A 14,649-nucleotide genomic window follows, 5' to 3' on the forward strand; every position below is an offset into this window, starting at 1 on the left:
ACCCATGCCGAGATAGTCGTTCGAACACCAGACGGTCACGTCCTGTTCGCTACCGTCCTCGCGATAGCGCGTGGCCGCAGGAAACTGACCCCGCTGGCGGGCGATATCGGCGAATACGCGATAGTTCCCGGCCTTCCGGAGACCTTCAAGATTGCTCTGGAAAAAATGTTCGAAATGCATGCGTCCACTCCTGCGCGAGGGGAAAAGGCGGATGGCCCTCGCGTCCATGCCACGCAAAATGGCCCCGGAGGGTCCCCGGGGCCATGACATGGATCAAGTCAGCCGCCTGATGCGCCTCAGGCCAGATGGCAGGAGACGAGACGCCCGTCGACCTCGCGCAGTTCCGGCTTGTCCTGTGCGCAGCGCGGCTCGGCAATCGGGCAGCGCGGGTGGAATGCGCAACCGGCGGGAATGTTGAGCGGCGAGGGCAATTCGCCCTCGAGCTTCACGCGCGCGCGCCGCTGGTTCGGATCGGCAATCGGCGTCGCCGACATCAGCGCCTTCGTGTAGGGATGGCGCGGATCGCCGAAGGCCTTCTCGCCCGTCCCCTTCTCGATGGCACGACCGAGATACATGACCATCACGTCGTCAGCGATATGCTTGACCACCGACAGGTCGTGGCTGATGAACATGTAGGCGAGGCCGAATTCCTGCTGCAGGTCGATGAGCAGGTTCAGCACCTGTGCCTGGATCGACAGATCGAGGGCGGAAACCGGCTCGTCGAGCACCAGAACCTTCGGGTTGAGCATCAGAGCACGCGCAATGGCGATACGCTGGCGCTGACCGCCCGAGAACATGTGCGGATAACGGTCGTAATGCTCGGGGCGAAGACCGACCCGCTCCATCATCGCTTCCGCCTTCTTCCGCCGCGTCTTGGCGTCGTCGGGCATGTTGATCTTGAGCGGCTCTTCCAGGATCGAACCGATCTTCTGGCGCGGATTGAGCGAGCCATAGGGGTTCTGGAAGACGATCTGCACGGTCTGGCGCAGATGCTTGTCGCCGGGCTTCGCCGGCTTTCCGTCGATGATCAGCTCGCCATCTGTCGGCTCTTCGATCATGGTGACGAGACGCGCGAGCGTCGACTTGCCGCAACCCGATTCTCCGACCACGGCAAGTGTCTTGCCGGGCTCGAGAGAGAAGCTGACGCCGTTGAGCGCCCTGACGATGTCAGGCTCGCCGAACAGTCCCTTCTTGACCTCGTAATGCTTGGTGAGGCCGGTGGCTTTCAGGAGATCGCTCATGCCTCTACCTTCTCGTCAGCCGGCACGCCATTGATCAGCGGACGGTTGCACAGCGCATGGCCCAGATCGGCACCCTGACGCTTGGCGCCGCGGCGGCAACTGGCCACTGCAAACGAGCAGCGGGGCTCGAAGAGACATCCCGGTGGCCGGTCGAACTGGCCGGGCACGACGCCACGGATCGACGGCAGGTGGCCGCGTGCCGTGGCGCGCTCGGGCAGGGCCGAGAGAAGCGCTGCGGTATAGGGATGGTGAGGGTCGGCGAACAACGGATTGACGTTCTGCTCCTCGACCTTCTGCCCGGCATACTGCACCTGCACGCGATCGGCCATCTGCGCCACCACGCCCATGTCGTGGGTAATCAGCACCAGTGCCATGTTGTTGTCGGCGCAGAGTTCCTTCAGCAGATCGAGGATCTGCGCCTGGATGGTCACATCGAGCGCGGTGGTCGGCTCGTCGGCGATCAGCAGCTTCGGCCGGCAGGACGTTGCCATGGCGATCATCACGCGCTGGCTCATGCCACCCGAAAGCTGATGCGGGAACGTGCCGAGGCGCTTTTCCGGCGAGGGAATGCCCACGGCCTCCATCAGTTCGATGGCCCGCTTGCGCCGCGCCGAACGGTCGAGATCGGTGTGCTTTCTCAGCATTTCCGAAATCTGGAATTCGACGGTGAAGCACGGATTGAGGCTCGACATCGGCTCCTGGAAGATCATCGCGACCTCCCGGCCGATGATCGAGCGCTTGGCCCGCTTCGACATGGTCTTGAGGTCCTGGCCGTCGAAGCGCATGACGTCTGCGGTCACCGTGGCGGTGTCAGGCAGAAGCCCCATCAGCGCGAGCATCGACACCGATTTGCCGGAACCCGATTCTCCCACGATCGAGAGGATCTCGCGGGCGTCCACGGAGACATCGACACCATCCACCGCCCGGAACGGACCCGAGGCTGTGTCGAAGGTGACCGACAGGTTTCTAATTTCGAGAAGAGACATCGGATCAGCTCTTTTTCAGGCGCGGATCGAGCGCGTCACGCATGCCGTCGCCCATCAGATTGATGGCAAGAACGGTGACGAGGATCGCAAGACCCGGGAATGTGACAACCCACCAGGCGCGCAGGATGAACTCGCGCGCCTCGGCCAGCATCGTGCCCCACTCGGGTGTGGGCGGCTGTGCGCCCATGCCGAGGAAGCCCAGTGCCGCCGCATCGAGGATTGCATTGGAGAAGGAAAGCGTGGCCTGCACGATGAGCGGCGCCATGCAATTGGGCAGGATGGTGATGAACATCAGCCGGAAGACGCCGGCACCCGCCACACGCGACGAGATCACATATTCGCGGGTGCGCTCGGCCATCACCGATGCGCGGGTCAGGCGCACGAAATGCGGCTGCAGCACCAGTGCGATCGCCACCATGGCATTGAGCAGGCCAGGACCGAGAATGGCCACGAGCACCAATGCGAGCAGGAGCGAAGGGAAAGCCAAAATGACATCCATGATCCGCATGATCACCGTATCGACCCAGCCGCGCGCATAGCCGGCGATCAGGCCGACGAGAATGCCGACGCTCATGGCGAGCACGACGACGAAAAGGCCGATGAAGAGCGAGAACCGCGCACCGAAGATCAGCCGCGAGAGAATGTCGCGCCCCACCGCATCGGTACCGAGCACATAGGCCGAATTTCCGCCTTCCATCCAGAACGGCGGCACGAGGAAGGCGTCGCGGTTCTGGATGCTCGGATTGTGCGGCGCAATCAGCGGCGCGAAAACCGCCACGAGAACGACGATCGTGAAGACCACGAGGCCGATCACCGCGCCCTTGTTCTGGCTGAAATAGTACCAGAACTCACTCAGCCGTCCGCGACGGGCGGGGCCTACGGTTTCTTCAAGATGTTCGAGGTCTTCCTCGACGATCTGGGACGTATCGGTCATCGTCTGATCCTCGGATTGATAAGGCCGTAAACGAGATCGACCACGAGATTGACGAGCATGATCATGCCGGCGATGAGCAGAAGGCCGCCCTGGACGACCGAGTAGTCGCGCTTGAAGACGGAATCGACCATCCACTTGCCGATGCCCGGCCAGGAGAAAATGGTTTCGGTCAGGATTGCACCGGCAAGCAGCACACCCACCTGCAGGCCGATCGTCGTGACCACCGGAATGAGCGCGTTGCGCAGCGCGTGAAGCCCGATGACCCGCATCGGCGCAAGACCCTTGGACCGCGCCGTCCGGACATAGTCTTCGCTCAGCACCTCGAGCATTGCCGAACGGGTCTGCCGCGCAATCACCGCAAGCGGGATCGTGGCGAGAACGACGGTCGGCAGGATGAGATGGCTGACGGCCGACTTGAACGCTCCCGCCTGTCCGGACAGGAGTGAATCGATCAGCATGAACCCGGTAACCGGCTGGAAGAAGTAGAGAAGCGAGATGCGTCCCGACACCGGAGTCCATTGCAGGATGCCGGAGAACAGGATGATCAGCAGAAGACCCCACCAGAAGATCGGCATGGAATAGCCGACAAGCGCCACCCCCATGATCGACTGATCGAAGAACGAGCCGCGCCTGACGGCCGCGAATATCCCGGCGGGAATGCCGATGGCGGTGGCCAGGATGATGGCGCATATCGACAGTTCAAGAGTGGCCGGGAAGAGCGTCATGAACTCCTCGAGCACCGGCCGCTTGGTCACGATCGACGTACCGAAGTCACCCTGCAGGATATTGCCGAGATAATCGAAATACTGAACGACGATCGGCTTGTCGAAACCGTAGGTGGCCTGGAGCTGTTCGTAGCGCTCGGCAGAGACACCGCGCTCGCCGGCCAGCAGCGTGATGGGATCGCCCGGCAGGAGCCGGATGAAGGCGAATGCAATGATCGAGACCCCGATGAAGGTGGGGATCAGCAGACCAAGCTTTTGCAAAAGAAATCTGAGCATGGGGGATCAAAAGCAAACCGGGGGCGGAATTCGGCCGCCCCCGGCATGCCGCTTTCAAGCGGTTATTCGGAAATGTCGACGCCGGTGAACCAATGGCCGCCAAGCGGATCCATCTTGTAACCGGAAACCTTGTTGCTCATCGGCATGTAGACCACCGAATGGGCGATGGTTGCCCACGGGGCTTCGCGCTTGAAGACGACCTGGGCCTGTTCGTAGAGCTTCGTGCGCTCTTCCTGGGTACCGGTCTTCGCCTTCATGATGAGGTCGTTGAACTCCTTGTTGCACCACTGTGCATGGTTCGAACCGCCCACGGCGTCACATCCGAGACGCACGGCAAGGAAGTTGTCCGGGTCACCATTGTCGCCGGTCCAGCCGATAAGCACCGCGCCGTCGCGGTCAACCGCCTTCGACTTTTCGAGATACTCGCCCCATTCGTAGGAGACGATCTCGACAGTGACGCCGATCTTCGCGAAGTCTTCCTGCATCAGCTCGGCCATGCGGCGGGCGTTCGGGTTGTACGGACGCTGAACCGGCATGGCCCAGATCTTCATCGACAGGTTGGAGACGCCGGCGTCTTCGAGCATCTTCTTGGCGGCTTCCGGATCGTACGGATCGTCCTCGATGGAATCGTTGTAGCTCCACATTGTCGGCGGGATCGGGTTCTTGGCGATCTCGCCGGCACCCTGGTACACGGCGTCGAGAATGGCCTTCTTGTTGATGGCCATGTTGAGCGCCTTGCGGACTTCGACCTTGTCGAACGGAGCGATCGTCGCGTTATAGGCGAGGTAGCCGATATTGAGGCCTTCCTGCTGCATCACCTCGATAGAATCGTCATCCTTGAGAGCCTGGATGTCGGCCGGGTTCGGATAAGGCATGACGTGGCATTCGCCGACGGTCAGCTTCTGCTGGCGAACCGAAGCGTCGGTGGTGATGGCAAACACCAGATCGTCGATGGCTTCCTTGCCTGCCCAGTAGTCCGGATTGGCTTTGTAGCGGATCACGGCGTCGGGCTGGTAGGCGACGAACTGGAAGGGGCCGGTGCCGACGGGCTTCTGGTTGAGGTCCGATTCCGAACCCGCTTCAACCAGCTTGTCGGCATATTCCTTCGACATGATCGAGGCGAAGTCCATGGCGAGGTTTGCCAGGAACGGCGCTTCCGCGCGCTTGAGCTTGAACTTGACCGTCATGTCGTCGACCTTGTCGATCGACTCGATCAGGTCCGGCATCGACATGGCGTTGAAATATTCCCAGCTCGCGCCTTCGACATACGAATTGTAGGGGTTCTCGGCATCCATCTGCCGTTCGAACGAGAAGATCACGTCGTCGGCGTTCAGGTCACGCGACGGGGTGAAGAAATCGGTGCTGTGGAACTTCACGCCCGGGCGGAGATGGAAGGTGTACTCGGTGCCGTCCTCCGACACCTCGTAGCTCTCGGCCAGACCCGGCTGGGTCTCGGTGGTGCCGATCTTGAACTCGACCAGACGGTTGTAGACGGTCTTTGACGAGGCGTCGAACGTGGTGCCTGAGGTGTACAGTCCGGGATCGAAGCCTTCCGGCGATCCCTCGGAGCAGTAAACCAGTGTTTTGGCATAGGCACCGGTCGCAAGGACCGAGGCCAGCATCGTCGTCGCCAGCAGTGATCCGAATTTTTTCATAACATGTTCCCTTGAATTAGGTTTTTTTATCGTAGCCATACTACGTATCCGGAAGATCGTTCCTTGACCTTCGGCATGGTGGTGATCAAACGCCAATCACAACCCGAATGCAAGCCCCGATCGGAGGGTGGAATATAGCGGCGGACGACTTTTTTCAAGGGTCGAAAAAAGGGCGCCGCGAACGGCGCCCTTTCATTTTAGGAAAATCCTTAAAGCGCTGGACAAAAAGCGCTCAGACAGCCTGCTGAACGGCGCGCTTGCCCATGACCTTGATCAGATTGGCGCGATATTCCGCGCTTGCATGCATGTCCGACATGAGACCGGACGGATCGATCGAAATATTCTCGAGCGCGGCCGGCGTGAAATCGCCTGCCAGCGCGCGCTCCATGTCCGGGGACCGGAAGGCGCCGTCCGATCCGGCGCCTGCCACGCCCACACCGACCGAACCGTCGCTCCGCTTGCAGACGAAGACGCCGGTCATCGCATAGCGTGACGCAGGGTTGCGGAATTTCGAATATCCGGACTTGTCAGGCGCCGTGAATTCCACCGCCGTCACCATCTCTCTCTCGTCCAGCGCCGTCTCGAAGAGGCCGGTGAAGAAGTCCTCCGCCGCGAGCGAACGCGTATTGGTCCTGATCGTTGCCCCGAGCGCGAGGAGTGCCGACGGATAATCGGCCGCCGGGTCGTTATTGGCAATCGAGCCGCCGATCGTGCCCATGTGCCGCACCGCCGGATCGCCGATATGGCCGGCAAGATAGGTGAATCCCGGGCAAACGCCCTTGATCGCCTCGGAAGTGGCGATCTCCGAATGCGTGCAGGCCGCGCCGATCCGCACATTGCCGCCCTCGACGGTGATCCCCTTGAGCGCATCGATATGGCGCAGATCGATGAGGTCGCTGGGCGCGGCCAGCCGCTGTTTCATGGTCGGCAGCAATGTCTGCCCACCGGACAGATACTTCGCCTCCTCGGAGGCGAGCTTGGCGGCTTCATCCACCGATGTGGGCCGGTGATAGGTTGTCGCATACATCGTGGTGTTCTCCTTCTCAGCCCTGCAATGCGGCCCAGACCTTCTGCGGCGTTGCCGGCATGGTCAGGTCGTTGTTGCCGATGGCATCGGTTATAGCGTTCATCAGGGCCGGCGGGGAGCCGATGGCGCCTGCTTCCCCACAGCCCTTGATCCCCAGCGGGTTGCCCGGACAGACGGTCTCCGTGGTCGAGATGTTGAACGACGGCAGATCGTCTGCGCGCGGCATCGTGTAGTCCATGTAGCTCGCCGTCAGAAGCTGACCGGTCTCCGGATCATAGCTCGTGCCTTCCAACAGGGCCTGCCCGATGCCCTGCGCGATACCGCCATGGACCTGCCCTTCCACGATCATCGGGTTGATGATCTTTCCGAAGTCGTCGGCGGCGACGAACTGCACCACTTCGGTCTTTCCGGTTTCCGGATCGACTTCGACTTCGCAGATATAGCAGCCGGCGGGGAAGGTGAAGTTGGTGGGATCGTAGAAAGCCCCCTCCTTCAAGCCCGGCTCCATGCCTTCCGGAAGATTGTGAGCGGTGTAGGCGGCAAGCGCCATCTGGAACCAGGGTACCGACTTGTCGGTCCCCTTGACCTTGAGTTCGCCGCCCGAGATTTCGATGTCGCTCTCGTCGGCCTCCATGAGATGCGCGGCGATCTTCTTGGCCTTGGCCTCGACCTTGTCGAGCGCCTTGACGATCGCCGACATGCCCACCGCGCCTGAGCGCGAACCGTAGGTTCCCATGCCCATCTGCACCTTGTCGGTGTCGCCATGGACGATGGACACCTGGTCGATCGGCAGGCCGAACCGGTCATTGACCAATTGCGCGAATGTGGTCTCGTGCCCCTGGCCGTGGCTGTGCGACCCGGTGAGAACCTCGACGGTGCCCACCGCGTTGACGCGGACTTCGGCCGATTCCCACAGACCGACGCCCGCACCGAGCGAGCCGACCGCCTGCGACGGAGCGATGCCGCAGGCTTCGATGTAGCAGCTCATGCCGATCCCGCGCAGCTTGCCGCGCGATTTCGCCTCATCGCGCCGGGCCGGAAAGCCCCTGTAGTCGGCGGCCTTCATCGCGGCTTCCAGCGAAGCTTCGTAATCGCCCGCGTCGTAGCACATGATCACCGGCGTCTGGTACGGGAACTCCCGGATGAAGTTCTGCCGGCGCAGTTCCGCCGGCTCGACATTCAGTTCGCGCGCCGCCGTCTCGACGATGCGTTCGAGCAGATAGGTCGCTTCCGGCCGCCCGGCGCCGCGATAGGCATCGACCGGCGCGGTGTTGGTGTAGACCGTGCGCACATTGCCGTGGATCGCCGGGATCCTGTACTGGCCCGACAGCAGCGTCGCGTAGAGATAGGTCGGCACCGAGGACGAAAACAGCGACATGTAGGCGCCGAGATTGGCGATCGTGTCGACCTTGAGCGCGGTCATGTTGTTGTTTTCGTCGAACGCCAGTTCGACCTCGGTCACGTGGTCGCGGCCATGCGCATCGGAGAGGAAGGCTTCCGTGCGGTCCGAATTCCATTTGACCGGCACGCCGGTGCGCTTCGACGCCCACAGACACACGATCTCTTCGGGGTAAATATAGATCTTCGAGCCGAAACCGCCGCCCACGTCGGGCGCGATGACCCGGAGCTTGTTCTCGGGCGCAACATTGTAGAAGGCGCTCATCACCAGACGCGCCACATGCGGGTTCTGCGAGGTGGTGTAGCAGGTATAGTGATCCTCCGCCTCGTCGTAGATCCCGAGGGCCGCGCGCGGCTCCATCGGGTTCGGCACCAGACGGTTGTTGAGGATCTTCATCCTGGTCACATGGGCTGCGGATTTCAGCGCCTCCTCCACGGCAGCCGAATCGCCGATCTCCCAGTCGAAGATGAGATTGTTCTTGGCTTCCGGATGGAGCTGCGGCGCACCGTCCTGCATCGCCTTGACGGCGTCGGTCACGACCGGAAGTTCTTCGTAGTCCACCACCACGGCTTCAGCCGCATCGCGCGCCTGCGCCTTGGTGTCGGCGACCACGACAGCGACGGCATCACCGACATATCGGACCGTGTCCTGGGCCAGCGGACGCCAGGCGCCCATGTTCATCGGCGAGCCGTCCTTCGAGTGGATCATCCAGCCGCAGATGATGTTGCCGATACCGTCCTCGGTCAGTTGCTTGCCGTTGAGAATTCCGATCACGCCCGGCATCCTGGCCGCGGCAGAGGCGTCGATCGACTTGATCCTGGCGTGAGCGTAGGGGGAGCGCACGAAATGCGCATGCTTCATGCCGACGACCACCATGTCGTCGGTATAGCGGCCCTTGCCGGTGATGAAACGCTTGTCTTCCTTGCGCGCCACGCGGGCGCCAATGCCTTCAACTCCCATGGGTATCTCCTCCCGTTGGGGTGAGCGAATGGCGAGTGGCGATGGACGAACAGGGGTGAACCGTTCGCTTCATTCGCCCTGTCCCCTATCCGCTTCTCCTTCCCTGTTTGCTAGTCCCTGCTCGCTACCCGCTCGCTACTCGGCAGCCACCTTCGATCCGCTGCCCATCTCCTCCGCGGCAGCAAGGATCGCCTTGACGATGTTGTGGTAGCCGGTGCAGCGGCAGATATTGCCGTCGAGCTCGGAGCGCACCGTGTGCTCGTCGAGCTTGCCGTCGTGGCGACGGATCATGTCGACCGCCGTCATGATCATGCCCGGAGTGCAGAAACCGCACTGCAGGCCGTGATGCTCGCGGAAGGCTGCCTGAACCGGATGGAGTTCACCGCCGGAGGCAAGTCCTTCGATGGTGGTGACTTCGGACCCGTTGGCCTGGGCGGCGAGCATGGTGCAGGACTTGACCGCCTTGCCATCGACATGGACCACACAGGCCCCGCACTGGGAGGTGTCGCACCCGACATGGGTGCCCGTGAGACCCTGGTTCTCGCGAATGAACTGGACGAGAAGCGTCCGGTCCTCGCACGTCCCGCTGACAGTGCGACCATTCACGGTCATCGTGATTTCCGCCATCGAATACCTCCCTATTCTGTCTGGCCTTTCGGCTCTTGCTTGTCCGGTCGAGCCGGACGTCGAGCCGTTTCGCCCATACTGTGAACAAGCATGTCAAAAACTGCAAGCGGCAGATTTCAAGTAAGTTTCGTCTTACCGAATGCGAAGAACCGGCCGGCCCGCGTCAGGGTTCAGCGCGAAAGCTCGCGCGTGGCCGCCTCCAGCCCCTTGAGCGTCATCGGATACATGCGGTCGGACAGGATCTGCCGGATCATCTGGGTCGACTGGGTATATTGCCAATGCTGTTCGGGCGCAGGATTGAGCCATGCGACCTTCGGGAAATGCGCCAGCATCCGGTCGAGCCAGACCGCGCCGGCCTCCTCGTTCCAGTGCTCCACCGAACCGCCCTTCATGGCGATCTCATAGGGGCTCATCGCCGCGTCGCCGACGAAGATCACCCGATAGTCCGACCCGTAGGTGCGGATGAGATCGAAAGTCGGGAACGTCTCCTGACGCCGCCGGCGATTGTCCCGCCAGACCGTCTCGTAGAGACAGTTGTGAAAATAGAAATACTCCATGTGCCTGAACTCGGCCCGGGCGGCGGAAAACATCTCCTCCACCACCCGGATGTGATCGTCCATCGAGCCGCCGATATCGAAGAACATGAGAAGCTTGACGGCGTTGCGTCGCTCTGGCCGCGTCTTCACGTCGAGCCAGCCATGCTCGGCGGTCGAGCGGATGGTGCCGGCGAGATCGAGCTCGTCCTGCGCGCCTTCCCGCACCCAGCGCCGCAACCGCTTGAGCGCAACCTTGATGTTGCGGGTGCAGAGCTCGACGCTGTCGTCGAGGTTCTTGAATTCACGCTTGTCCCAGACCTTGACCGCGCGCCGATGACGGCTTTGCTCCTGGCCGATCCGCACGTCTTCGGGATTGTAGCCGTAAGCGCCGAAAGGCGAGGTGCCGGCCGTGCCGATCCATTTCGACCCGCCCTGGTGCCGCTTCTGCTGCTCCTCGAGCCGCTCCTTCAGCGTCTCCATGAGTTTCTCGAAGCCACCGAGACTTTCGACGAGCTTCTTCTCCTCATCCGTCAGATGTTTCTCGGCAAGCCGGCGCAGCCATTCCTCGGGCAGCGCGCGCGGATCCGCCCCGTCGCCGGACACCGCCTCGAGACCGCGGAAATAATGCGAGAAGACGCGGTCGTAGCGGTCGATGAAACGCTCGTCCTTCACGAGCGCCGAACGGGCGAGGAAGTAGAAGCCCTCCACGTCATAAAGCGCCATGCCGTCATCGAGCGCCTCGATCAGCGTGAGATATTCGCGCAGCGAGACCGGGATACCGGCGGCCTTGAGTTCGAGGAAGAAAGGCAAAAACATGGGAGGGAAACTAGCGCTTGAGCGGCGCGCCCGCCAGCCCCACGCTCAAATCCTGCCCGCCACGCTCAAATCCTGTTCGAGGACGCGGCGGGACCGGGGAACGGATGATATCCGGGGCCGACCGTCAGCGGCTGATCCGGCACGACGTCGTCGCTCATCCGCGCCGCATAGCTTTTCTCCGCCGAGAAGAGAACCTCCGTCCGGGTCCGGTCATAGAGCGTGATCGATACGTGATAAGGCTGGTGGGCGACGACGCCGTGCACCGGGGGCGAGCGCATCCCGTAGCGGCTGGTGCGGGCAGTGACCCGCTTCTCGACGACCAGCGGTGGTCCGCCTCCGGGATCTTCGAATTCGGCGACCAGCAGGGAGCCGTTGGAGACCGGCCTGACGACCATCGCCGTGAAGCCGTAGAACACTTCGGCGACACGATAATTGTAGATGAACCCGCCGCCGGCGATGATGATGGCCGGCTTTTTCGTCGGGTCGTCCCGCGTCGCCCAGCCCATGGCGAAGGCGAGCGCCGCGACCAGCACCATCCCGATGCCGATCATCTCGGCGGTCCTGTCTTCCCTGTATGCCATTGCGCAGGACTCCGGCTGAAGAGAGAATTCAGCATAGCGCAGTTCAGCCAGCGAAGAAATACGGCGCTAGGGGCGGTTGTACTTGATGAAGGGCGTGAGCTTGCCGATGCGATCATAGAGCCTGCGGCCGGCTTCGTTGAACTCCTGCGTCATCCAGTAGACGCCCGGCGCGCCTTCATCATCGGCAGCCCTGTACACCGCTTCGATCAGTGCCCGGCCGATGCCCTGCCCGCGCATGTCCGGATCGGCATAGAGATCCTGCAGGTAGCAGACATTCTCGACCTTCCAGCAGTGCCGGTGGAACAGGAAATGAACGAGTCCCACCGGATTGCCGTCAACCTCAGCGAGGTAGCCGCGATACTCGTTGTCGACACCGGCATTGCCCTTGAGCAAGCGTCCGAACGTCGTTTGATAGACCTCTTCCGACACTTCGGATTCGTAGAATTCGAGGTAGCCGGTCCAGAGCCTGCGCCATTCGCTCTCGTCATCGGCCCCTATCGGGCGGATTGTCACGTCGGTCATACCCTCGCCTCTCCTTCCGCCGCGTGCCTGTCCTCGCCCACGTCGACGAGATCGAACGGCGTGGTCTGGTAGACCTGGTTGATCCAGTTGCCGAAAAGCAGGAAGGCGTGGCTGCGCCAGCGGTTGAGCGGCTTGCGCTCGGGATCGTCGGAGGGGAAGTAGTTCTTCGGAACCCTGATCGGCTTGCCCGCCTGCACGTCCCGGAAATACTCGTCCGCAAGCGTGCCGGAATCATACTCGATGTGATTGAAGATATAGAGCCGGTTGGCGAATTTCTCGTGCAGCAGGCAAATGCCGGTCTCTTCCGATTCCATCAGCACGTCGAGGTTAGACGGCAGGTCGTCGCGGCGCACTTCCGTCCAGCGCGAGACCGAAACCTGAAAGTCGTCAGAAAAACCCGAGAGATAGGGCGAGGCCGGCGCGAGATTGCTGTGCCGGAACACGCCGAACGCCTTCTCCGGCAATTCGTATTTCGGCACCTTGTGAAAATGCCAGGCGGCCGCCATCGCGCCCCAGCAGACGAAGAACGATGAATGGACATGGGTCGTCGTCCAGTCGAGAATCTGCTCCATCTCCGACCAGTAGCCGACTTCCTCGAAGGGAAGTTTCTCGACAGGGGCACCGGTGATGATGAAGCCGTCGAACTTGCGATCCTTGATCTCGTCCCAGGTGTTGTAGAAGTTGAACAGATGCTCCTCGGAGGTGTTCTTCGCCTGGTGCGAGCCGATCCGCACGAGTGTCAGCTCCACCTGCAGCGGCGACGACCCGACCAGGCGGGCGATCTGCGACTCGGTGACGATCTTGTTCGGCATGAGGTTGAGAAGGCCGATCTGGAGGGGACGGATATCCTGCCGGATAGCGGCAGATTCATCCATGATCTGGATGCCTTCGCGCACGAGCACGTCGCGGGCTGGCAAACCATCGGGGATCCTGATCGGCATCGGCTTTTCACTCCATCTGCTGCCGGCCGTATTCGTCTTCCGAACTGGCTTCCGGTGCGATGGGTAACTGCCCACGGCCCTTTAGCGAGTTGTTTAACGTGGCTGCAAGCCGGCCGGCCAAATCACCACAGTGGAATGCAGATAATCCTTTGCCGCCGGGCGGTCAAGAAAGCTACTCGGCGGCGGTGGCAAGCGCGGCGGCGGAACTATCGTCCTTTATGGCGATCTCGAAGCGGTAGCCGTCCCGGGTGCCACCGAAACGCGGCGTCGCTCCCAATTGCCGCGCCATCGACATGATCACACGGTTGCCGAGCCCTTCCGTGGTTGCGTTGTCGTTTTCACCCGTACCGGTTCCGTTGTCGCTGAGAACGATCTTGTAGTCGGGACCTTCCTGGCGGCCGATGACCTGGACGAGGCCGTTGGCGCGGCCCTGGAACGCATGCTTGAAGGAGTTGGTGACGAATTCGTTGAAGATGACCGAGAAGGCCGTCGCCCGCTGGGGCTGGACCCTGATCGGCTCCATTTCGACTTCCAGCGAAACTCCCGCCGGCGCGGTCTGCCGCAAGAGGTTGCTTAGCCGTTCCGCAAGCTGCGGAAGCGAGACCTGACCATGCTCGGAGGCCAGGTAGAGTTCCTGGTGCAGCGCACTGATGGCATTGATGCGTGCGGCAGCCGCTTCCAGCACCTTCTTCGCTTCAGGGCTGGCTTCCCGGCGCATCTGCATGGTGATGAACGACGTGACCATGGCGAGAGAGTTCTTCACCCGGTGATCGACCTCGCGCGCGAGCAGATCGCGCTCGGCAAGCGACTCCTCGAGTTCCCGGCGGATGGTGATCTCCGTCTTGAGCCGGCGACGCAGTTCCAGCTGCGCCATCACCTGATCCCCCAGGACACGGAGGGCGAACTTCTGGTCCTCATCGAGTTCGCGCGGCTTGTGGTCGAGGACGCAGAGCATGCCGAGCGGCAACCCGTCATCGCTGACCAGTGGAGCGCCGGCGTAAAATCGCACCGGACTTTCCGCAGCCGTCACGATGTCCATATCCGCGGTACGCGCGTCCTTGGTCGTGTCGCTGATCTCGAAAATGCCGTCCATGCCCATGCCATGGGCGCAGATGGAGTTTTCGAGCCCCGTCTCGCTGTCGGGAAAACCGGTCTTCGCCTTGAACCACTGCCGGTCGCGGTCCACCAGCGAGACGAGCGAGACCGGCGCGCCGGTGATCTTGGAGGCAAGCGCGACGAGATTGTCGAACTCGCTTTCCTGCAAGGTGTCCAGAATGTCGTAATCGGCAAGCCGCTCGAGACGTTCGTCCTCGCGGGGGTGGAGATCAGCCTTCAATGCGCAGTCCTATCAAGATGGGTACTCACAATACGCCTCAATCGGCAGCGCATCGGCAAGGTTCTGTATTTCGGTAACTAGGAAACG

13 protein-coding genes, 1 pseudogene and 1 riboswitch are annotated in these 14,649 nt (G+C 61.9%); all 14 genes and pseudogenes read right to left on the reverse strand.

What is annotated here, in order from left to right; translation table 11 throughout:
• Positions 1 to 180 (reverse strand): annotated as a pseudogene (locus E2A64_RS00005) (5-aminolevulinate synthase); the annotation flags it as partial.
• Between the two features lie 116 nt (positions 181 to 296).
• A complete protein-coding gene (locus tag E2A64_RS00010; RefSeq protein WP_133282410.1) occupies positions 297 to 1,241 on the reverse strand; it encodes a peptide ABC transporter ATP-binding protein in 945 nt (314 codons plus the stop codon).
• Positions 1,238 to 2,227 (reverse strand): ABC transporter ATP-binding protein, encoded by a 990-nt coding sequence (locus tag E2A64_RS00015; RefSeq protein ID WP_133282411.1) that lies wholly within the window; start codon positions 2,225 to 2,227, stop codon positions 1,238 to 1,240. Before E2A64_RS00015 ends, E2A64_RS00010 begins: the two co-directional genes overlap by 4 nt.
• Positions 2,228 to 2,231: 4 nt before the next feature.
• Positions 2,232 to 3,161: an ABC transporter permease subunit gene (locus E2A64_RS00020; protein WP_133282412.1), complete on the reverse strand. Its 930-nt coding sequence runs from the start codon at positions 3,159 to 3,161 to the stop codon at positions 2,232 to 2,234.
• Entirely contained in the window at positions 3,158 to 4,162 is a 1,005-nt protein-coding gene (locus E2A64_RS00025) for an ABC transporter permease subunit (RefSeq protein ID WP_133282413.1), read from the reverse strand. Before E2A64_RS00025 ends, E2A64_RS00020 begins: the two co-directional genes overlap by 4 nt.
• 62 nt (positions 4,163 to 4,224) lie before the next feature.
• A complete protein-coding gene (locus tag E2A64_RS00030; RefSeq protein ID WP_133282414.1) occupies positions 4,225 to 5,817 on the reverse strand; it encodes an ABC transporter substrate-binding protein in 1,593 nt (530 codons plus the stop codon).
• Positions 5,818 to 6,049: 232 nt separating this feature from the next.
• The gene (locus tag E2A64_RS00035; protein ID WP_133282415.1) at positions 6,050 to 6,844 is read right to left on the reverse strand and encodes an FAD binding domain-containing protein; all 795 of its coding nucleotides are present in this window, start codon (positions 6,842 to 6,844) and stop codon (positions 6,050 to 6,052) included.
• A 16-nt stretch (positions 6,845 to 6,860) separates the two neighbouring features.
• Positions 6,861 to 9,203: a xanthine dehydrogenase family protein molybdopterin-binding subunit gene (locus E2A64_RS00040; RefSeq protein WP_133282416.1), complete on the reverse strand. Its 2,343-nt coding sequence runs from the start codon at positions 9,201 to 9,203 to the stop codon at positions 6,861 to 6,863.
• 135 nt (positions 9,204 to 9,338) lie between these two features.
• On the reverse strand, positions 9,339 to 9,830 hold the full coding sequence (locus E2A64_RS00045; protein ID WP_133282417.1) for a (2Fe-2S)-binding protein: 492 nt from the start codon (positions 9,828 to 9,830) through the stop codon (positions 9,339 to 9,341).
• Positions 9,831 to 10,000: 170 nt separating this feature from the next.
• Positions 10,001 to 11,182: a vWA domain-containing protein gene (locus tag E2A64_RS00050; protein ID WP_133282418.1), complete on the reverse strand. Its 1,182-nt coding sequence runs from the start codon at positions 11,180 to 11,182 to the stop codon at positions 10,001 to 10,003.
• Positions 11,183 to 11,247: 65 nt separating this feature from the next.
• Entirely contained in the window at positions 11,248 to 11,763 is a 516-nt protein-coding gene (locus E2A64_RS00055; protein WP_244598094.1) for a hypothetical protein, read from the reverse strand.
• Between the two features lie 66 nt (positions 11,764 to 11,829).
• A complete protein-coding gene (locus tag E2A64_RS00060; RefSeq protein WP_133282419.1) occupies positions 11,830 to 12,285 on the reverse strand; it encodes a GNAT family N-acetyltransferase in 456 nt (151 codons plus the stop codon).
• Positions 12,282 to 13,226, reverse strand: a complete 945-nt coding sequence (locus E2A64_RS00065) for a homoserine O-succinyltransferase (protein ID WP_133282420.1) — start codon at positions 13,224 to 13,226, stop codon at positions 12,282 to 12,284. Before E2A64_RS00065 ends, E2A64_RS00060 begins: the two co-directional genes overlap by 4 nt.
• A gap of 61 nt (positions 13,227 to 13,287) precedes the next feature.
• Positions 13,288 to 13,365: riboswitch (SAM riboswitch) on the reverse strand.
• 33 nt (positions 13,366 to 13,398) lie between these two features.
• Positions 13,399 to 14,562, reverse strand: a complete 1,164-nt coding sequence (locus tag E2A64_RS00070; RefSeq protein WP_133282421.1) for a histidine kinase dimerization/phosphoacceptor domain -containing protein — start codon at positions 14,560 to 14,562, stop codon at positions 13,399 to 13,401.
• Positions 14,563 to 14,649: the final 87 nt, after the last annotated feature.

It is taken from the genome of Pseudohoeflea suaedae (genome assembly GCF_004354915.1).
Classification (GTDB): Bacteria; Pseudomonadota; Alphaproteobacteria; order Rhizobiales; family Rhizobiaceae; genus Pseudohoeflea; species Pseudohoeflea suaedae.